At 73.7% G+C, this 19483-nt stretch carries 20 protein-coding genes and 2 pseudogenes; 16 read left to right on the forward strand and 6 right to left on the reverse strand.

From position 1 onward, the window contains the following. Window positions 1-7 precede the first annotated feature (7 nt). The 7 genes and pseudogenes from trmD to EV374_RS06770 all read left to right on the forward strand — a co-directional run bounded on the left by trmD (window position 8) and on the right by EV374_RS06770 (window position 4638). Window positions 8-781 carry a tRNA (guanosine(37)-N1)-methyltransferase TrmD gene (trmD, locus tag EV374_RS06740; protein WP_132232680.1) on the forward strand — a complete coding sequence of 258 codons (774 nt, stop codon included), beginning with the start codon at window positions 8-10 and terminating at the stop codon, window positions 779-781. A 142-nt stretch (window positions 782-923) separates the two neighbouring features. After that, window positions 924-1280 carry a 50S ribosomal protein L19 gene (rplS, locus tag EV374_RS06745; protein ID WP_089001547.1) on the forward strand — a complete coding sequence of 119 codons (357 nt, stop codon included), beginning with the start codon at window positions 924-926 and terminating at the stop codon, window positions 1278-1280. A 184-nt stretch (window positions 1281-1464) separates the two neighbouring features. Then, window positions 1465-2339, forward strand: a pseudogene (gene lepB / locus EV374_RS06750) (signal peptidase I). Between the two features lie 9 nt (window positions 2340-2348). Continuing rightward, window positions 2349-2969: a signal peptidase I gene (lepB, locus tag EV374_RS06755; protein ID WP_132232684.1), complete on the forward strand. Its 621-nt coding sequence runs from the start codon at window positions 2349-2351 to the stop codon at window positions 2967-2969. A gap of 48 nt (window positions 2970-3017) precedes the next feature. Then, window positions 3018-3512 (forward strand): NUDIX hydrolase, encoded by a 495-nt coding sequence (locus EV374_RS06760; RefSeq protein ID WP_132232686.1) that lies wholly within the window; start codon window positions 3018-3020, stop codon window positions 3510-3512. Further along, the gene (locus EV374_RS06765; protein WP_132232688.1) at window positions 3506-4318 is read left to right on the forward strand and encodes a ribonuclease HII; all 813 of its coding nucleotides are present in this window, start codon (window positions 3506-3508) and stop codon (window positions 4316-4318) included. The genes EV374_RS06760 and EV374_RS06765 overlap by 7 nt, the downstream gene beginning before the upstream one ends. Beyond that, window positions 4315-4638, forward strand: a complete 324-nt coding sequence (locus EV374_RS06770; protein WP_007075222.1) for a DUF2469 domain-containing protein — start codon at window positions 4315-4317, stop codon at window positions 4636-4638. The genes EV374_RS06765 and EV374_RS06770 overlap by 4 nt, the downstream gene beginning before the upstream one ends. Before the next feature lie 132 nt (window positions 4639-4770). Here the strand turns inward: EV374_RS06770 and EV374_RS06775 are convergent, their stop codons facing one another. Further along, a complete protein-coding gene (locus tag EV374_RS06775; protein ID WP_132232690.1) occupies window positions 4771-5877 on the reverse strand; it encodes a sulfite oxidase in 1107 nt (368 codons plus the stop codon). Window positions 5878-6082: 205 nt separating this feature from the next. On the opposite strand from EV374_RS06775, the gene EV374_RS06780 reads away from it, so the two are divergent. Continuing rightward, complete coding sequence (locus EV374_RS06780) at window positions 6083-6838, forward strand: M23 family metallopeptidase (RefSeq protein WP_132232692.1); 756 nt, start codon at window positions 6083-6085, stop codon at window positions 6836-6838. Here the strand turns inward: EV374_RS06780 and EV374_RS06785 are convergent. After that, a complete protein-coding gene (locus EV374_RS06785) occupies window positions 6726-7907 on the reverse strand; it encodes an aminotransferase class V-fold PLP-dependent enzyme (RefSeq protein ID WP_132232694.1) in 1182 nt (393 codons plus the stop codon). The genes EV374_RS06780 and EV374_RS06785 overlap by 113 nt on opposite strands. 132 nt (window positions 7908-8039) lie before the next feature. Here EV374_RS06785 and EV374_RS06790 point away from each other — a divergent pair, with 132 nt between their 5' ends. Next, a complete protein-coding gene (locus EV374_RS06790; RefSeq protein WP_132232696.1) occupies window positions 8040-8624 on the forward strand; it encodes a GNAT family N-acetyltransferase in 585 nt (194 codons plus the stop codon). A 200-nt stretch (window positions 8625-8824) separates the two neighbouring features. Here the strand turns inward: EV374_RS06790 and EV374_RS06795 are convergent, their stop codons facing one another. Then, window positions 8825-9889 carry a tyrosine recombinase XerC gene (locus tag EV374_RS06795; RefSeq protein ID WP_132233220.1) on the reverse strand — a complete coding sequence of 355 codons (1065 nt, stop codon included), beginning with the start codon at window positions 9887-9889 and terminating at the stop codon, window positions 8825-8827. 680 nt (window positions 9890-10569) lie between these two features. Here EV374_RS06795 and EV374_RS06800 point away from each other — a divergent pair. Next, window positions 10570-10905: a hypothetical protein gene (locus EV374_RS06800; RefSeq protein WP_132232698.1), complete on the forward strand. Its 336-nt coding sequence runs from the start codon at window positions 10570-10572 to the stop codon at window positions 10903-10905. Between the two features lie 26 nt (window positions 10906-10931). On the opposite strand, the gene EV374_RS06805 is transcribed toward EV374_RS06800, so the two are convergent. Together EV374_RS06805 and EV374_RS06810 are read right to left on the reverse strand one after the other, a co-directional pair. Further along, window positions 10932-12140, reverse strand: a complete 1209-nt coding sequence (locus EV374_RS06805; RefSeq protein ID WP_132232700.1) for a DNA-processing protein DprA — start codon at window positions 12138-12140, stop codon at window positions 10932-10934. Continuing rightward, window positions 12137-12841 (reverse strand): annotated as a pseudogene (locus tag EV374_RS06810) (ATP-binding protein); the annotation flags it as partial. The pseudogene EV374_RS06810 and the gene EV374_RS06805, both read right to left, overlap by 4 nt. Before the next feature lie 50 nt (window positions 12842-12891). Here EV374_RS06810 and EV374_RS06815 point away from each other — a divergent pair. From EV374_RS06815 to EV374_RS06840, 6 genes are all read left to right on the forward strand, one after another. Then, window positions 12892-14382, forward strand: a complete 1491-nt coding sequence (locus EV374_RS06815) for a recombinase family protein (RefSeq protein WP_132232702.1) — start codon at window positions 12892-12894, stop codon at window positions 14380-14382. 230 nt (window positions 14383-14612) lie between these two features. Beyond that, on the forward strand, window positions 14613-14870 hold the full coding sequence (locus tag EV374_RS06820; RefSeq protein ID WP_132232704.1) for a hypothetical protein: 258 nt from the start codon (window positions 14613-14615) through the stop codon (window positions 14868-14870). Then, the gene (locus EV374_RS06825) at window positions 14867-15517 is read left to right on the forward strand and encodes a hypothetical protein (protein ID WP_132232706.1); all 651 of its coding nucleotides are present in this window, start codon (window positions 14867-14869) and stop codon (window positions 15515-15517) included. Before EV374_RS06820 ends, EV374_RS06825 begins: the two co-directional genes overlap by 4 nt. A 58-nt stretch (window positions 15518-15575) precedes the next feature. Continuing rightward, window positions 15576-15824, forward strand: a complete 249-nt coding sequence (locus tag EV374_RS06830) for a hypothetical protein (RefSeq protein WP_132232708.1) — start codon at window positions 15576-15578, stop codon at window positions 15822-15824. After that, window positions 15821-16039, forward strand: a complete 219-nt coding sequence (locus EV374_RS06835; RefSeq protein WP_132232710.1) for a hypothetical protein — start codon at window positions 15821-15823, stop codon at window positions 16037-16039. The genes EV374_RS06830 and EV374_RS06835 overlap by 4 nt, the downstream gene beginning before the upstream one ends. Window positions 16040-16216: 177 nt before the next feature. Then, window positions 16217-18796: a hypothetical protein gene (locus EV374_RS06840; protein ID WP_132232712.1), complete on the forward strand. Its 2580-nt coding sequence runs from the start codon at window positions 16217-16219 to the stop codon at window positions 18794-18796. Between the two features lie 407 nt (window positions 18797-19203). Here EV374_RS06840 and EV374_RS06845 read toward each other — a convergent pair whose 3' ends face one another. Then, a complete protein-coding gene (locus tag EV374_RS06845) occupies window positions 19204-19407 on the reverse strand; it encodes a hypothetical protein (protein ID WP_132232714.1) in 204 nt (67 codons plus the stop codon). Between the last annotated feature and the right edge of the window lie 76 nt (window positions 19408-19483).

Raw genomic sequence — 19483 nt, forward strand, 5'->3', positions numbered from 1 at the left:
CCCCCGCATGCGCGTCGACATCGTGTCGATCTTTCCGGAGTACTTCGCCCCGCTGGACCTGTCGTTGATCGGCAGGGCCCGGGCGAACGGCACGCTGCGGCTGGCCGTACACGATCTGCGAATCTGGACCCACGACGTGCACCGCACGGTCGACGACACGCCCTACGGCGGCGGGCCCGGCATGGTGATGCGGCCGGAGCCGTGGGGCGAGGCGCTCGACGCCCTCGCCCCGGCGGAGGTGACCGCGCCCCGGCTGGTGGTGCCGGCCCCGACCGGCGCCCCCTTCACCCAGGCGATGGCGCACGAGCTGGCCGCCGAGCCGCACCTGCTCTTCGCCTGCGGCCGGTACGAGGGCATCGACCAGCGGGTGCTCGACCACGCCGCGACCCGGATGCCGGTGACCGAGGTCTCCCTCGGCGACTACGTCCTCTTCGGCGGCGAGGTGGCGGTGCTGGTGATCCTGGAGGCGGTCACCCGGCTGCTGCCCGGCGTGCTCGGCAACGCGGGTTCGCTGGCCGAGGAGTCGCACGCCCACGGGCTGCTGGAGGCCCCCATGTACACGAAGCCGGCGACCTGGCGGGGGCTGGAGGTGCCGGAGGTGCTCCGCTCCGGCGACCACGGCAGGATCGCCCGCTGGCGGCGGGACGAGGCGCTGATCCGCACCGCGACGCGTCGTCCCGACATGCTCGCCGCGGTGGACCCGCAGCGCCTGGACAAACGGGACGTCGCCGCGCTGGACCGGGCCGGGTTTCAGGTGCCGCCGGGGGATGTGGCAAAGTAGGGGGGTTGCCGCAACCGGCCGCGCCGCGGACGGCTGCGAGGATCCTCGACCGGAATCGGGTCACCGACCACCACCCGGGGATCAGAATCACCCACCCGCGCACCGATTGACGGTGCGCCGTGAGCCTCACGAGGACGCAGCGATGAACATCCTGGACGCCCTTGACGCCCAGTCGAAGCGCACCGACCTCCCCGACTTCCGTGCCGGTGACACCGTCAAGGTGCACGCCCGGGTCGTCGAGGGCAACCGGTCCCGTGTCCAGATCTTCCAGGGCGTCGTCATCCGCCGCCAGGGTGACGGTCTGCGCGAGACCTTCTCGGTCCGCAAGATCAGCTTCGGCGTCGGTGTCGAGCGCACCTACCCGATCAACAGCCCGGCGATCGACCGGATCGAGGTCGTGACCCGCGGTGACGTCCGCCGCGCCAAGCTCTACTACCTGCGCGAGCTGCGGGGCAAGAAGGCCAAGATCAAGGAGAAGCGCGAGAAGCAGCCGAGCTGACCTCACGCTCGCCACGCCGCCCGAGCTGCGCGTATGTCGTACCGACCGGACCGCACTACCCTGGTTGCTACGGGCGCAGCCGGGCGACGTCCCGCCACGACGGCGGAGCGACGACCACTACCGCCCGGGGAGCCCCGACAGGGTTCCCGGGCGGTAGTGTCATTTCTGCTGACCGGAGAGTGGCGTGGTGCAGACGCTTGACGAGGACGGCGCCGTCGACCCCTGGCGACGGCGCGCCCGCCGGCCCCGCCGACAGATGCCCCTCTGGCAGGAGCTGCCGCTGCTGCTGGTCGTCGCGTTCTGCCTCGCGGTGCTGATCCGCACCTTCCTGCTCCAGGCGTTCTTCATCCCCTCCGGCTCGATGGAGGACACCCTCCTCGTCGGTGACCGGGTCCTGGTCAACAAGGTCGTCTACGACGTGCGCGACCCGGTGCGGGGCGAGGTCGTCGTCTTCCGGGGCACCGACCGCTGGGCCCCGCAGGTCGCCGAGGGGCCGGAGCCCGGGTTCGCGGGCAAGCTCAGCCGGACCGTCGGCGACCTGGTCGGCGTCAGCCGCCCCGGCGAGAAGGACTTCATCAAGCGGGTCATCGGTCTTCCCGGCGACCGGGTGAAGTGCTGCGACGCCGAGGGGCGGGTGCTGGTCAACGGCACGCCGCTCGACGAGTCGTCGTACGTCCTGCGCGACTCGCCGCTCGACATCCCGCCCAACCCCCGCGAGTGCCGGTCCCGGCGCTTCGACGAGGTCGTGGTCCCGCCCGGGCAGATCTTCGTCATGGGCGACCACCGGATGGTCTCCCAGGACGCCCGCTGCCAGGGCCCGGTGCCGATCGAGAACGTGGTGGGCCGGGCGTTCACCGTGGTCTGGCCGTCGTCGCGCTGGAGCGCCCTGTCGGTGCCCGCGACCTTCGACGACGTCGCCGACCCGCCGGCCGCCTCCACCGGCGCCCCGCCGCCGGTCCGCCCCACGCCGGACGGCGATCTGGTGCTGTTCGCCCCGACCGCTGTCGCGCTCGCCGTTCTCGCGCGTTCCGGACGGTGGCGTCGGGCCGGGCAACGTAGGCTCGTGCCGTGATTGACGAGCAGACCGACAAGCCGCGCAGTTCCTTCTGGAAGGAGCTGCCCATCCTCCTGGGTGTGGCGATCCTGGTCGCGGTACTGGTGCGCGCCTTCGTGCTGCAGACCTTCTTCATCCCCTCTCCGTCGATGGAGAACACCCTCCAGATCGACGATCGGGTGCTGGTCAACAAGCTGGTCTACGACTTCCGGTCCCCGCACCGGGGCGAGGTGATCGTCTTCAAGGCCCCCATGGAGTGGAGCGCCAACCCCGACGGCGAGGACTTCATCAAGCGCGTCATCGGCGTCGGCGGCGACCACGTGGTCTGCTGCGACGCGCAGGACCGGCTGGTGATCAACGGCAAGTCGCTGGACGAGCCCTACATCTACCCCGGCGACAAGACCGCCGAGGAGTTCGACATCACCGTCCCGAAGGGCCGGCTCTGGGTGATGGGCGACCACCGCGAGGCGTCGGGCGACTCGCTGGAGCACTGGCAGCAGTCCGGTCAGGACATCACCGTCGCCACGATTCCCGAGGGCGAGGTCGTGGGGCGGGCCTTTACCGTCTTCTGGCCCGTCGGCCGGGCCACCTGGCTGAGCGTCCCGAAGCCGTACGAGGCCATCCCCGAACCGTAGGGGCCGCCGGGCGTGTGCGTTGTCGGCGGCGTCTGGCAGGCTGGTGCGGTGACCGTCTACACCCCCCGGCGTGCGGCGCGCGTCCTGCTCGTCGACGCGGCGGGTCGGGTGCTGCTCTTCTGCGGCTCCGACCCGGCCCGTCCCGAGCACGGGCGCTGGTGGTTCACCCCCGGCGGCGGCCTGGACGAGGGGGAGAGCTACCCCGAGTGCGCGGCGCGGGAACTGGCCGAGGAGACCGGGCTGCGGCTGCCGGCCCCGGCGTTCGGGGCGCCCGTGCACCGCGACGTGACGGAGTTCCCCTTCGACGGCGTGTGGTACCGGCAGGAGCAGGAGTTCTTCCTGGTGCGGGTGGCTGGCCACGAGGTCGACACCGCCGGCTTCAGCGAGATCGAGCGGGCCACCGTCGCCGCCCACCGGTGGTGGTCGCCGGACGAGCTGACCGCCAGCGGCGAGCGGTACTACCCGCCGGACCTGACGACGGTGCTGGCCCGGGCGCTGGCCGCCGCGCCCGCGCCCACGGCCGGGCAGGACGCGCCGTGCTGACGCCCCCGCGCACGGTGGTGCGCCGCGAGGGCGGGCTCTACGCGCTGGAGCGCGCGTTGCAGCGGCGCGGCTTCCGGCACGTCGCCGGGGCCGACGAGGCGGGTCGCGGCGCCTGCGCCGGGCCGCTGGTCGCCGCCGCCGCGATCCTGCCCGAGGGCCGCCGCGGCGAGATCGACGGGCTGGCCGACTCCAAGCTGCTCACCCCCGCCAGCCGGGAGCGGATCCACGACGAGGTCGTGGCCCGCGCGCTGGCGTACGCCGTGGTGGTGATCCCTGCCGAGGAGGTCGACGAGCGGGGCCTGCACGTGAGCAACCTGGCCGCGATGCGTCGCGCGCTGGCGTCGCTGACGACCCGCCCCGACTACGTGCTGACCGACGGCTTCGGCGTGGACGGCCTCGACGTGCCCGGGCTGGCCGTGTGGAAGGGCGACCGGGTGGCCGCCTGCGTCGCGGCGGCGAGCGTACTCGCCAAGGTCACCCGGGACCGGATGATGGTCGAGCTCGACGGGGCGTTCCCGGGCTACGGGTTCGCCGAGCACAAGGGTTACATCACCGCGGAACACACCGCGGCGCTGCGGGACCGGGGGCCGTGCCGGGAGCACCGGTTCTCGTACGTCAACGTGGCGACGGTGTCCGGTCGCGACGGCGCCCCACCCCGGGCGCGTCGGCCGGCGGACGCGAGGCGGGACGAGCCGATGGAGCGCTCCTGCCCGCCAGGGGGTACCGTCGGCGTGGCGTTGGGCGAGCAGCCTCGGCCTCCGGCGTCGGTGGGGGAAGATGTGGTCATGGAAGGCGGAGTGCGATGAGCGCGGAAGACCTCGAGAAGTACGAGACCGAGATGGAGCTCCAGCTCTACCGGGAGTACCGCGACATCGTCCGCCAGTTCTCCTACGTGGTGGAGACGGAGCGCCGGTTCTACCTGGCCAACCAGGTCGACCTGCACGTGCGCAACTCCGACGGCGAGGTCTACTTCGAGGTGGAGATGCACGACGCCTGGGTGTGGGACATGTACCGTCCCGCCCGGTTCGTGAAGAACGTCCGGGTGATGACCTTCAAGGACGTCAACGTCGAGGAGCTGGAGAAGCCCGACATCTCGCTGCCCGCCGACTCCGGCTTCGGCGGCTGACCCACCTCCGCCGCCCGCCCGGCTGACCCACCGCTCCGCCGCCCGCCCGACGGTCCCACCGTCGGCCGCACGGCCCCGTCGGCGCCCCCACCGCCGCGCGGCCGTCGCCCCGCTCCTCCCCGGCAGCCCGGTTCACCCCGCCAGCACCACGACCTCGACCCGCTGGACGAGGTTGTTGGCGAAGCCGCCCCGGTTCCACGGCTGCTCGACCGGCTGACTGCGCCCCGAGGCGTCGGTGGCGCGGGCCCCGAGAACGTGCCGCCCCGGCTCCGCCGCCCACTCGCAGCGCCACCGGCGCCAGGCGAACTCCCCGCCGACCTGCTCGTCCAGGATGGCCGGTCGCCAGCTGGCCCCGTCGTCGGTGGTCACCTCCACCGAGACGACCGGGGCGTGGCCCGACCAGGCGCGACCGTCCAGCGTGCACGGACCGGGCCGCAGCACCCGGGTGCGGGACATGAAGTCGGGGAAACCGGGCGGCCGGACCAGCGCCCGCGGCTCGATCCGGGTCACCGGCACCCCGGGGTCGTCCGCGTCCCGCCGCAGCCGGTAGGCGACCGCGTTCTGGTAGCCGTCGAACGGCTCGGTGCGCACGTCGATCGCGCGCAGCCACTTGACGTGCGCCATGCCGTACCAGCCGGGCACGATCAGCCGCAACGGGGCGCCGTGCTGCGGCAGCAGCGGAGCGCCGTTCATCTCGTACGCCAGCAGCACCTCCTCGCGCAGCGCGTCGGCGGCCGGCAGTGCCCGCTGGTAGTCCTGCTCGACGCCGCGTTCCACACCGTGGTCGGCGCCCGTGAAGACCACGTCCACGGCGTCGGCGGCGATCCCCGCCTCGCGCAGCAGCGGCGCCAGCGGGGTGCCGGTCCACTCCGCGTTGCCGACCGCCTCGACCAGCCATGGCTGGCTCACCGGCCGGGGATGCAGCAGGGCGCGCCCGTTGCCGGCGCACTCCATCGTGACCCGGCGGGTGACCCGGGGCCGCTCGCGCAGCGCCGCGAGGTCGAGGGTCAGCGGCCGGTCCACCGCGCCGGCCACCGTCAGCGCGTGCGCGTCCGGGTCGAGGTCAGGGATGTCGTAGTGGATGAGCAGGTAGTGCAGGCCGGCCGGGGTCACGTCGTAGCGCAGCGCCTCCAGGGGGATGCCGTGGTTGCGGGCGGCGAGCTGCAACTCCTCGGCGGTGATGCCCTCGCCGGGTTCCGCCACGCGGGAGGGCCCGCTGGCATCGTGCACAGTGGTCATCAAGGACCTCCCCGGCCGGACGGCGGCGGCTCCGCCGTGTGCCCGTCCCAGCCTAGGGCCTCGCCGGCACTGCCGGGCACGCCCAGGAACCAGCGCGCCTAGCAGACCGCCCGGCCCTCCGGGGGCCGTCCACAGGACGACCGTCGTCCACAGGCGAGGGTTGCCGGGGTGGCGGGGACGGGCGGGTGCCGCGCAGGCTGCGCCCATGCGACCTGCCGCCCGTACCGCCGTCGCGCTCTGCGCTGCCCTGCTGTCCCTCGGACCCGCCGCGCCCGCCGCCGGGCCGGTCCCGGCGGCGGGGCGACCGTTCGTCGCGGCGGCACCGCCCGGGGGCGCGCCGCCAGGGTTCGTGCCGGCCGTGGTCATGACGCCTGTGGTCATGACGGCCGTGGTCGCATCGCCCAGGGGCGCGCCGGCCGGTGCCGTGCGGTTCCGGTGGCCGCTCGACGGCGTCCCGCGCCCGGTGCGCCGGTTCGACCCGCCGCCCCGGCCCTGGCTGCCCGGGCACCGGGGCGTCGACCTGGCCGCCGTGCCGGGCGCGACCGTGCGGGCCGCCGGCGCCGGCACGGTGCTCTTCGCCGGTCTGGTCGCCGGCCGTCCCGTCGTCACCGTCGGGCACGCCGACGGGCTGCGGACCACCCACGAGCCGGTGTCGCCGGCGGTCCGGCCCGGCGAGACCCTGGCGGCAGGGGCGCCGCTGGGCACCCTCCTGTCGGGCCACCCGGGCTGCCCCGCTCCTGCCTGCCTGCACTGGGGGCTGCGGCGCGGCGCCGAGTACCTGGATCCGCTGGCCCTGCTCGGTCTGGGACCCGTGCGGCTGCTGCCGCTCGACGGGGACGACCCCGCCCTCAGCGCTGGGCGAACAGCGGAGGCAGCCGCACCGCGAGCCGCTCGTACTCGTCGGGGGTGTTGTAGACCTGGGCACAGAGCCGCAGCCAGCCGCGCCCGTTCCAGGCCATGACGGCGACCTCGGTGGCGAGCCGCTCGGCGATCCGTTCCCGCAGCGCCCGTGCCGCGTCGAGCGTGGTGCCCAGGCCCGCCGGCAGCGGCACGATCCGCATGGCGACCCCCGGCCCGCCGGGGTCCGGCAGGTCGACGGGGGCCACCCCGAGCGCGTCCCCCAGCAGCCGCTGGCCGTACGCCGCCAGCGCGGCGTTGTGCCCGCGTACCCGGTCCACGCCGAGGCTGCGCAGCGTGAACAGGCCCACCGGCGCGGCCAGCCAGCCCGTGTAGTCCTGCGTCGCCGCCCACTCCACGCGGCCGGGGAACCCGGACTCCTGCTCCCAGGAGACGACCAGCGGTTCGATCCGTTCCCGCCACGGCGGGGCGACCGCCAGTACGGCGGTGCCGCGCGGCGCGTACGCCCACTTGTGCAGGTTGCCCACCCAGAAGTCGGCGCCGACGTCGCCCACCGGTGCCGGAAGCATGCCCGGGGCGTGTGCGGCGTCGACGAGGACCGGTATCCCGTGCTCCCGGGCCACGCCGACGATCGCGGCGACGGGGAAGAGCCGGGCGGTGGCCGAGGTGAGCTGGTCCACGACGAGCAGCCGGGTCCGGCCGGGGCGCAGCCCGGCGCGGACGATCTGGACGATCTCCTCGCCCGAGGCGGTCAACGGGACGGGCAGGGTCCGCTCGACCGCCCCCGTCCGCCGGCACTCCCGGGCGATGGCGAGGCCGACCGCGCCGTAGCCGTGGTCGGTGGTGAGCACCTCGTCGCCCGGACGCAGGCCGAGCGACTGGAGCACCACCGCCACGCCGGTGGTGGCGTTCGGGACGAGGGCGGTGCCGTCCGGGTCGGCGCCCAGGAAGCCGGCCAGGTGCCGGCGGGTGTGGGCGATCCGGTCGACCAGGCCCTGCGTGAAGAAGCGCAGCGGGTTGGCCTCCATCTCGTCGCGCAGCCGCTGCTGGGCCCGCTGCACGGCGATCGGTACCGCGCCGAACGAACCGTGGTTCAGGTGGCTGACCGCCGGATCGAGCGAGAAGAGCAGGCGGGCTGCCGCGATCGGCCCGGGCGGCTGCGGGAGGCTCACCCGGTGATCGTAGCGACCGGTCGATCCATCGCCGCCGGTCCGCCGGGTACGGTCCGTCGGGTGCCCGCCCGGGACGCGGTTTCCTCGAGCCCGTGCCGGTCGACCGTCCTCGATCCCGGAGAATCGCTGGTCATGGACGTCGAACTGCGCTGGCCGACCGCCGCCGACCGGCAGCTGCGCGCCGAGGTGCACCGGGTGCTGCACGCCGTGGCCGAGCGGGGCGGCGCGATCGGGTACGCGGTCCCGCCCGGCCGCGCCGAGACCGACGCCTGGCTGGACGGGGTGCTCTGTCTCGTCGAGGCCGGCGACGCCGCGCTGGTCCTCGCCGTGCTCGACGACCGGGTGGTGGGCACCGGGTCGTGGCGGCGCGGTCCGAAGCCGATCTTCACCCACTACGCCGACCTGGAGAAGATCACCGCACACCCCGCCGCCCGTGGCCGCGGCATCGGTCGGCTCGTCACCGGCGCGCTGATCGACGACGCCCGCAAGGCCGGCGTCGAGACCCTCGCGCTGGGAGTGCGCGGCAACAACCACGGTGCCATCGAGCTGTACGAGCGCCTCGGCTTCCGCGAGTGGGGTCGGCTGCCGAACGTCATCGAGGTGGGCGACGAACGCTACGACGACGTGCGGATGTGCCTGGACCTCGGGCGCGAGCCGCACGTCGTGCTCCGGGGCTCGGCCCCCGACGGGCCGGGCTCGTCGCCGCGCCGGACCTGAGCACCGACCCTGCCTGCCCGGCGCCCGGGCCCGGCTGCCACGCCCGGGCTGCTCGGATCCCGGCTGCTCGGGTCCGGGCCGCTCGGGTCCGGGCCGCTCGTGCACCCTTGCTCGGGTTCCGGCTGCGTGTCTGGGCCGCTCGTACCTGGGCTGTTCGGGTCCGGGCCGCTCGGGTCCGGGGTGACCTGCGACGGCGGGACTCAGGCGCGTGGGTGGGCCTGGCGGTAGGCGGCGCGGAGCCGCTCCACGGACACGTGGGTGTAGATCTGGGTGCTCGCCAGGGACGAGTGCCCTAGCAGTTCCTGCACCGCCCGCAGGTCGGCGCCGCCCTCCAGCAGGTGGGTGGCCGCCGAGTGGCGCAGCCCGTGCGGGCTGATCGGGGGCAGGCCGGCGGCCTCCGCGTACCCGCCGACGATCCGCCGTGCCGTCGTCGGGTTGAGCCGTCCGCCGCGGGCGCCGAGCAGCAGCGCGTCGCGGGAGTGCGGTGCGGCCAGCGCCGGCCGGCCGTGGCGCAGCCACTCGTCGAGCGCCCGCTGCGCCGGCACCCCGTACGGCACGGCCCGTTCCCGGCCACCCTTGCCGAACACCCGCACAACCCGTCGCGCGTGGTCGACGTCGGCGACGTCGAGGCCGCACGCCTCGCTGATCCGCACCCCCGTGCCGTAGAGCAGCTCCAGCAGCGCCCGGTCCCGCAGCAGTACCGCCTCGGCGACCTTATCGGCCGCAGGGGGAGGACCTGACGACTTCGGCGACGCCGGCCCGGGCCCGTCGTCGGCGGGCGACGCCGGTCGGGAACCCACCCCGTCGGGCGATGCTGACCGGGAGCCCTCGTCGGGTGACGGCGGTCGGGAGTCGCCCTCGGCGGGGGGTGGTGGCACGGCCGGGACGAACCGGCCCGGCGCTTCGACCAGGGCGGCCGCCTGGTCGGCACGCAGCACGGTCGGCAGGTCCCGGTGGGCGCGCGGGCTGGACAGGGCGCCGGCCACGTCGGCGGGGAGCAGCCCGCAGCGGTGGGCCCACGCGCTGAACGTCCGCGTCGAGGCCGCCCGGCGGGCGAGCGACGTCCGTGCGGCCCCCATCGTCCGCTGCTTCGCCAGCCAACTACGTAGCACGGCGAGGTCCAGCTCCGGCAGTTCGGCGCAGCCCATCCGGTGGGCGTGGTCCAACAGCGACACCACGTCACCGACGTACGCCCGAACGGTGTGGGCGGACCGGTTGCGCACGGCGGCCAGGTACCCGGCGAAGTCGTCCACCGCCTCGCGCATCGCCGGTGGGAGCGCCTCGTGGGTCGCCCGGGTGCCGTTCGCCTCCCGGCTCACCGCGGTCCCCTCGCCGCCACCCGCCGGGCGCCCGGTGCGCTCCGCGTGCGCGTCCCTGTCACGCCGGACCGAGCTGCGGGTGCTGCCTGGTCGGGCCGAGCTGCGAACGCCGCCTGGTCGGGCCGAGCTGCGGGCGCCGCGTGGCCGGGCCGAGCTGCGAACGCCGCGCGGCCGGGCCGAACTGCGCACGCCGCCTGGTCGACCCGCACGGGAGGCGGCACCCCTCGGTACAGCTGGGTGCGGATCGAGGCCGTGGTGGCGATGGGCGGCGGATCCTCGGGCGGCACGGGACCAGCCTACGGTCGCCCGACGCCACCGGCAGGCCACCGGGCCGGGGCACGGCACTGGTTGCCCGACGCCACCTCGCTGGGCAGGGCACCGGCCGCCGCCATCGGCAGGCCACGGCCGGGCAGCGCACCGGGTGGTGGCCATCGGCTGGGCACCGGCCCGCCCGGGCGCCGAGGCGGTGACCGGCCGTGCCGGCTCGCGGGTGTTCCCGGCGCGGACGCGCGGCCCGGGTGGTGGATTGCGTCGGCCGGTGCGCGCAGACTTGTCGTACCAACGGGTGTGGGCCCTGGCCGTGGTCGCCGTGCGACGGGACCAGGCTCGACGAAGGGGGACCGGACATGGGGGTGGACGTCGTCCTCTACCGGGCGGTCGGGGTGGGCTCCGACCGGCGTCGCCTCGTGCCGGCCGAGGTGCTGCCCGATCCCGACGACGTACTGCTGAACCTCGTCCGGCGCGTCCGTGGCGCCGGGCGTACCCCTCTGCTCGACCGGGTGGATCCGGTCGGCGAGCTGGTGGTCCCTGCCGGCCAGGCGCCGCAGCTCCTCGCCGAGGTGCGCTGCCTCGCCGAGGTGGCCCGGTCGACGCCGGAGCTGACGCACGTGCGCCGGCTGGACCGGTTGGCGCGGCGCTGCCGGCAGGACCGCGCGATGGAGATCCGCTTCGAGGGTGACTGACGGCGGTGCACGGCCCGTCCGTCGATTCACGGTCCCCCCGGCGTCGCCGGTCGTCCGGCGGTCGCGTTCCCGGCCGGCGGGGGCGCGAGGGCGTACCCGTCGTCGCGGCGGAGCACCAGGGCCAGTTCCTCGAGCATCGACAGCTTCCGCAGCGCGGTACGGACGGGCACTCCGGCCCGCGCGGCGAGGACGTCCACACCGACCGCGCCCCGGCGGGGCAACGCCTCGACGACGGCCCTCGCGTCGTCGTCGAGCAGGTCGGCCGGCTGCTGCGGGCCGCGCGGTAACGGCGCCAAATCGCCGATCCGTCCGACCTCCTCCAGCACCTGCGCGACGCCGGTCACCAGCCGGGCCTTCGGATACTCCCGCAGCGTCTCGTGCGCGCCGACGGACATCGCCGACGTGACCGGGCCGGGCACCACCATGCTGGGCTTGCCCAGGGCGAGCGCCCGGTGGGTGGTCTGGGTGGCGCCGCTGCGGGCGGCCGCCTCCACCAGCACCGTGCCGAGGGTGCCCGCAGCGATCACCCGGTTGCGGATGAGGAACCGGGGCCGGAGCGGATCGGCTCCCGGCATCCACTCGCTGACCAGCAGCCCGGTGTCGGCGATCCGGTCGAACAACGCCGCGTTGCCCATCGGGTACGGGCGGTCCACGCCGCAGGCGAGCACCGCCACGGTCAGGCCACCGGCGTTGAGCGCGCCCCGGTGGGCCGCGGCGTCGATGCCGAAGGCTCCGCCCGAGACGACGGTCCAGTCCCGGTCGGCCAGCCCGTAGCCGAGTTCCGTGGCGACGTGCGTGCCGTACCCCGTGGCGGCGCGGGCGCCGACGACCGAGACGGAGCGGTCGAACGCCTCTGCGAGCGGCCACGAGCCGCGTACCCAGAAGCAGAGCGGCGGGGCGGTCTCGATGTCCACCCGCCGGTAGGCGCCGGGCAGCCGGAGCCGGCGCAGGTCGCCGACCCGGACCGGCCAGTCGTCGTCGTCGGGAACGACGATCCGGGCGCCGAGGCGGTCCGTGCGGGCCAGCGCCTCGGCCGCGACGGCCCGGGCGTCGCCGGCCGCGCTACGGGCCGCCACGGTGTTCCGCAGCGTCTCCTCCGGCGCGCCCCCGTCGAGCAGGAGGTCGAGCGCCGCCACGGGGCCGAGCCGATCGACCAGCCGGTGCACCGACCAGGTGCCGGGCTCGGCGAGCCAGGTGAGCGCCACCCTGGCCAGGGTCTCCTCGTCGGTGCTCACGTCGCGTCCCCCGTCCTCAGTTGGATGGCCTCCCGGACGTCCTCCCGGTCGGGGCGGTCCCGACCGTCCAGGTCCGCGATCGTCCAGGCCAGGCGGATGATGCGGTCGAAGCCGCGGGCCGACAGCGACCCGGCGTCCAGCCGGACCCGTAGCTCGGCCGTGTCCGGCCCGGGCAACCGCCAGGGCGGTCGGCGCAGGTACGGGCCGGGTATCTCGGCGTTGAGCCGGTGACCGAGCACCGCCCAGCGCGTGGCCGCCGCCTGCCGGGCCGCCGCCACCCGCGCGGCGACGATGGCGGAGGGCTCGCTGTCGACGGTGGCCTGCATCAGCTCGGCCGCGCGGACGGGCGGCAGCTTCACCTGCACGTCGATCCGGTCCAGCAACGGCCCGGAGAGCCGGCTGAGGTAGCGCCGCCGGGACTGCGGCGGGCACTCGCAGTACGCGTCCCCGGCCGGCTTGGCGCACGGGCACGGGTTGGCCGCCAGCACCAGCTGCGTACGGGCCGGGTACTCGGCGCCGCCCCGGCTGCGGACCAGCCGGACCCGGCCGTTCTCCAGCGGTTGGCGCAGCGCCTCCAGCGCGCCCCGGCTGAACTCGGGCGCCTCGTCGAGGAAGAGCACGCCCCGGTGGGCGAGGGATATCGCGCCGGGGCGGGCCAGCCCGGAACCGCCGCCGACCAGCGACGGCACCGTCGCACTCCACCCGTGGGGGGTGCTTCCGGAGCCGACAAACGCCGTGATGGGATGCCCCCATGGTTACCACCGAGACAACGATGCGGCCCTACCTGCGGGTAAGCGACAACCAGCGGGGCAAGTCCGAGTCGGTGCGGGAGCAGCTCGCCGAGCTGGACGAGGACGCCGACGGGCGGGGTTGGCAGCTCGGCGAGGCGTACGCCGACGACGGGATCTCGGCCAGCCAGTACGCCGCGAAGGTCCGGGGCGACTTCACCAAACTCATGGCCGACCTGCGGACGGGCAGCTTCGGGGCCAACATTCTCGGGTTGTGGGAGCTGTCGCGGTTCAGCCGGCAGGTGGACGAGTGGGCCCCCGCGCTGCGGCTGATGGAGGCGGCCAACGTGCAGGTCTGGGTGTCCGACGTGCAGAAGCTGTACGACCCGCGCGACCCGGACGACCGCGCAACCCTGCTGACCGGAGCCGTACGGGCCGAGTACGAGTCGGCGCAGACTAGCCGCCGGGTCAAGCGGACCGTACGCCAGAAGGCCCGAGCGGGCTGGATGCACGGACAGGCCCCGTTCGGGTATCGCCGCGAATACGACCCCGAGACGGGCGCGCTGCTGCGGCAGGTGATCGTGCCCGAGGAGGCCGCAGCCATTCGGACCATCTTCGACCGGTTGGAGGCGGGCGACTCACTGCGCCGCATCACGCTCGACCTGCAGGCGGCGGGGGTGCGGTCCCGGGCTGGCCGCCCGCTGTCCGAGCAGGTCGTACGGGGCATGGCGACTCGCGACACCTACGCCGGTCGTCGCCGGCACTCGACACGGGCAGCCAGGGGCAAAGGCGGGCAGGTCTACGAGGCTGCCTGGCCGGCGATCGTCGAGCCGGCGCAGTTCGACGCGGTGGCGGCCATCCTGAACAACCCCGCCCGGCGGGTGAACCGCGACGGGCAGGGGCGGCATTTCCTGTCAATGATCGCGGTCTGCGACCGGTGCGATGCGCCCATGACCAGCTCCAAGCGCGGGGGCGAGCCACCCCACCTCCGATGCCATGCAAACTGCGGAATCCAGGTGAGCGAGGAGCTGCTAGACCAAGTCGCATTTGACGTCATCGTCGGGTACCTGAGCCGCGATGACGTGTACCAGGAGCTGACCCGCAAGCGGGGCGATGACCCGGAGCTGCGGCGGGTGCAGCAGCGGCTCGCGGAGGTCCGGCGCAACCTGGTCGAGCTGGAGAACGAGCTTGCCGCCGAGCAGATCACCCCGAAGATGGCCGGGGCTGCCGAACGGAAGTGGCTGGCCGAGGCCGAGCAGTTGGAACGCCAGGAGCGGGAGCTGTCCGCCCCGCCTGCGCTGGCCGCCTTCCTCGGTGCCGGGGGCGACATCCGGGCCCGGCTGGAGGCAGCACCGATGCCGGCCCGCCGGGCGGTCGCCCGGGAGGTGCTGTCTCCGGGCCTGGTCGGACAGCTCCGAGTCGGCAGGGCGAAAACCAACCGCTGGTGCGACGAGTGCCGCAAGCCGACGTGCATTCACCGGGTCGCTGACCGTCTGGTTTGGCACCGCATGTGACGCCTGTCACGGCAGATTTAGCCGGCTAGGTCCTGGGGGCCTAGCCGTGTTTTTCTGGGAATGCGGCTGGAACAGGAGCACCGGGACGATCGAGCCCGGCAGCAGCCGCCGGATCGGTGGGCGGGAAACGCCCCGGGCCTTAAGGGCCTCAGTCGGTTGGGGACCGGCGTCCGTGAGCCTAGCCCGCTCGCCCCGAGCACAAGAATCCGCTTCTTGTGCAGGAGGGCCAAATGGCCAAGAACTCGATCCCATGGACGACCGACCGGCGGTACCTGGCCGCAGGTGGGCGACTCGGCAGCCTGAGCAACAACCTCGGTGCCGGTGCCCCCGAAGTCGCGGCGGCCAGAACCGAACTGCGGGTCGTCCGCGCCGAGCTGGCGATCGAAGACCTGATTAACTCGGCCCCCGCCCCGACCCCGGAGCAGGTCGACCGGCTGCGCCGGCTGCTGCCGGCCGTCGGCACCACCGGTCAGGCGGTGGCCGCATGAACACCAACGAGCCGCAGCAGCCGACCGGCGACAGCCTCGGCGACCTGGCCGACACCCTCGGCGGTACCTACATCGACGGCCGGACGGGGCACAGCAACCCGCCGGAGCCGACCCCGATCTACCAGGTCGGCGACCCGCTGCCCGGTCACCCCGCCAAAGACCCGGCGAACCCGCCGGTTGAGGTGACCAAGCTGGCAGGGCAGGACGAGCCGGCAGCCGAGTGCCCCCACCAGTGGCACACCCTCGACACCCCCGCCTCGTGGCTGCCAACCCGAGGGCACGCGATCCTCACCCGGCTGCTGATGCCGCTGGCGCTCGGGCTGGGTGCCCCGGTGGCCGCCCTCGGGACGGCCGAAGACGGCGGCCCGCTGCTGTGCTGCTGCGACAGCCTGAACGTCGCGGAGGCCCTCCGGGCGGGGGCGATCGTCGCGGTCCCGTCGACCACCCACACCGAACACGAGGCCCTGCGGCTGCTCGGGCCCAGCGGCACCCCGGTCGAGACGGTCGCGGTGACCCTGAACGAGCCCGGACAGCCTCCGGTGTTCGTCTTCGGGATCTCCCAGAGCCTGCGGGACGCCCTGGCGATCGGCGCGACCCTCGGCACCATCGGGGAGGTGACCCGCGATGCAGACGGCGGCCAGGCGTAGAACCGGCCCCCGGGGCAAGCGGGGCACCAACCGGGGCCGAGGCCCGGTCGTCCTCGGGATGAAGCGCAGCAGTCACGCCCGGCTCACCCTGGTCCACCTGCTGGCCTACAGCTCCGGCCCCGACGGCTGGGCCGACTACTCGCACCTGCGGGACGCGTGCAAGCGACACGGGATCGCCGAGGGCGAGTTTCAGGCCGAGTTGGGCCGGCTGACCGACGAGGGTGTGGTTTCGATCGCCGAACACAGGACCCCGGGCGGGGTCCGCTTCAACCAGTACCGCATCGAAAGGGAGGTCATTGTCCGATGAGCACGAAGCTGGCAAGTAGGCCGAAGTTCAAGAAGCGCGATCAGGTCGTCGCCGCCGGGGTGCTCGGCGAGGTCATCGACCCGGACGCGGGGACCGTCGGCGGTGAGCTGGTCAGCAGCCGGGTCGAGCGGCTCGTCTCGGTCCTGTGGGCCGGCGAATCGGCCCCGGTCGACGTCCGGGAGTCGCTGCTGACGAAGCGGCGGGCGAAGCGATGAGCCCGGTGGAGCAGCGGGCGGCCGAGGTTCAGCGGGCGGTGTTCGCCCTGCTGGTCCTGGTCCGCCAGGCGATGACCACGGCGACGACCAACCAGCCCAAGTAAACCGGTGGCCCCCTGGGCTCACATCCCCGGGGGCCACCTCATCCCTTGCAACTACGCTAGAAGCGAGTAAATCATGACGTTTGCCATCGCGGCAATCCAGCAGTCCAGCCCCCCGCCGGTCGGACCGGCACTGGACACCGAACAGGTCCTCGGCTGGCTGCGGCGAGTCGTCCCGACCGACACCCCCGGCCTGGTCTGGATCGGCTCCAAGTCGACCAACTTCCGGGGCGAGCGGTTCATGCCGCAGGACACCCCCGCGATGCTGCGGGAGGTCGCCAGGCGGGACCGTGACCCCGGGGTGTTCCTGCGGATGTCCACCATTCGACCCGAGGCCGAGAAGCGCGGGACCGCCGAGGATTCGGTAGCGGTCCTCGGCCTGTGGGCCGACATCGACGTGGAAGGCCCCGGCCACAAGCACGACCCGGCCCGATACGAGGGGCGGCGGCTCCCGCCCGACCAGGCTGCGGCCGAGAAGATCGTCGCGCACCTGCCGGAGCCGACCGTCTGGGTCGCCTCCGGTGGCGGGTTCTACCCGTTCTGGCTGCCCCGACGGCCCTGGGTGCTCGGGCAGGACCTGACCGCCGAGGCGTGGGGGGAGCTGTCGACCGACCTGCAGGCCAGCATCTACGAGGCGGCCAGACAGAACGGCTGGCACTACGGCACCGGTACCGGCGACATCGCCCGGATCCTGCGCATCCCAGGGACCGTGAACCGGAAGGTTGAGGGTGACCCGAGGCCCTGCGAGGTCATCTGGGGTGGCGGCCCGAGCTACACCTACGAGGAGCTGCGGGCCGCGATCCCGGCCCGTCCGAAGGCCCCGACGAGGGCCCCGGGAGGTCCGTCCTTGAGTCGGGTGGCCCCGGTGCCGACCCCGGTGCCCCCGTCCCGTCTCGCAGCTCCGGTGAACGGCTACGAGGACGACGGACCCGGCCCCGCCGACTGGTTCAACCAGAACAACGACCTGTGCGCGCTACTGGAAGCCGACGGGTGGACGTTCGCCTACGAACACCAGGGCAGACGGCACTACGCGAGGCCCGGTAAGAACCCCAAAGACGGGCCGAGCGGCAACGTCATGGACGACGCGGGCCGGCAGGTGCTGTACGTGTTCAGCGAATCGGCGGGCCTGCCGACCGGGCGGGGACTGTCCCCGTTCGACTGGTACGCCTCGCGGCACCACGGCGGTAACAGCCAGGAGGCGGCCCGACAGATCCGGCGGGACCTGATGCCCCGGAAGGCCCCGACGATGGCCCCCGGAGCCACGGGGAGCGCACAGCCGGCCCCGGGCGGGGGTCAGGCCGGGGCGGGGCTGCCGGCGACCGTCCGAACCGCCGAGGAGGCGTTCTGGACCCGTCGCCCCGTGCTGGCCGCCATCCGGCAGTCGGCTCGGGTCCAGCGGGTCGGGCCGTTCGCCGTACTCGGGGCGGTCCTGGCGCAGGTCGCCTGCCGGATCGGGCCGCATGTGGTGCTGCCGCCGACCACGGGCGGAGTCGGCTCGCTGAACGTGTTCATCGGCCTGGTCGGGCCCTCCGGTGCCGGCAAGGACGCCGCGATCGACACGGCTGACGCGATCCTCGGGGTGCCGCAGCTCGGCGCGCGGGTCGAGGCCGCGAGCGGGCAGGGCATCGACGCCGCGTTTACCCACCCGCACCCGAAGGAAGGGCCGATCCAGTTCTGCGACTCGGTGCTGTTTGAGATCTCCGAGATCGACTCGCTCGACGCAGCCGCCAGCATGAACGGTTCGACGACCATGCCGACGCTGCGCAAGGTCTACACCGGCAAGGCCCTCGGCGCGCACTACGCCGCGAAGGACAAGCGCCGTCCCGTCGGCCAGCACCGGTACAGGGCTGCGGTCATCGCCGGCATCCAGCCGGCCAGGGCGGGGGTGCTGCTCGATGATGCCGACGGTGGGACGCCGCAGAGGTGGGTGTGGCTGCCGACCAACGACCCGGACCGGTACCGGGGGCGGTTCGCGATGCCGGAGCAGGTCATCCCGATCGGCTGGACCGACTACGAGATCTATAGCGCGCAGGGGTTGCAGCCCGACAACGAGCCGATTCAGCCGAAGGAGCGGATCGAGATCGAGATCTGCGAAACCGCCCGACAGGCCACCTTGGCAATCCGCGAGGCCACCCTCTCGACGGGCCTGGTCGAGCAGGCGAACAGCCTCCAGGGGCATGCGAACTTCACCCGGTTGAAGATCGCCGCGCTGCTCGGGTTCCTCGAACAGCGCCGAGGCCCGGCCGAAGTCACCGAAGAAGACTGGGAAATCGCCGGTCTGCTCATGACCGTCAGCGAGCACACCCGAGGCATCTGCCAGCAGGTGTTGGCCGACAAGAACCGGCAGACCTCGGTAGCTCGGGGCAGGGCTCGGGCCCGGCAGGCGGAGGCCGAGGCCGAGGAGGCGGCCAGCATCGCCGACGAGCGACAGCAGCGAATCGAGGAGCTGACCGGTAAGGCGGTCGAGCGGTTGAAGGCTGCGGGCGGTGCCGAGATGTCGCCCCGGGAGCTGCTCAAAGGCTGCATGGACGGGGCGACCCGGGCCCGGCTCGGTGACGAGGTGCTCGCCCAGGTGATCGAGGCCGACGGGGTAGAGCAGGGCCCGGAGGTCAGCGCCGGGGGCCGGAAGATCCGAAAGCTGAGGTGGCGCGGGTAGGCCGAGAGGTCGGCCCAGGGATGCCGGTCGGGGTGTGAGCCTCGGCCGGCACCGCCGTATCTGGAGGCGGCCAGCACGACCGGTCATCGGGGAGCGGGGAGCACGGACAGTTAGCGGGGAGCGGGGAGCGGGGAGAAGGGTATCCCTGTGGGGGGTCGTAGCGGAGGAGCCCCGTGGGGGGCGTCTCGTTCATAATTCTTACTTTTTGTAACTATCGAGGTCCCCCCGGCTATACGAGGGGTGACAACAGCGGGGGAGACAGGCCCACCCCACGGGGACCCCCTCGTCTCCCCGCTCCCCGCTCCCCGCTAACGAGGAGTGATCGCCGGTCGTGCCTGGCCGCCGACGACAGGCATCGGCACCGGGCGACCCCAGCCCCCGCCAGGGATCGCCCAGAGTCCGAGGCGTCAGGCGTCGCGCCGCATCAGGTAGTTGAGGGCTCCGAAGATGAGGGGAGCCGAGCCGGCAAATGCCACAGCCCCCGCGATCAGGGACTTTCCAAAACTCGGGTCCATTGACCAAGAGATCCAACTGGCGACAGTCGCGACCTGGCTCGACCCGAGGGTCACCACGGCGAGGCACAGCAGACGGGTGGGGAAATCACTTCCCATTGCGGGGCATCCTCCTTCGGACACAGCGATCCATTTTGGATCTACTGCGGAGGTTCCCGCCTGCTGCGCAGGCTGT

The sequence above is a fragment of the Micromonospora sp. CNZ303 genome (assembly GCF_004345505.1).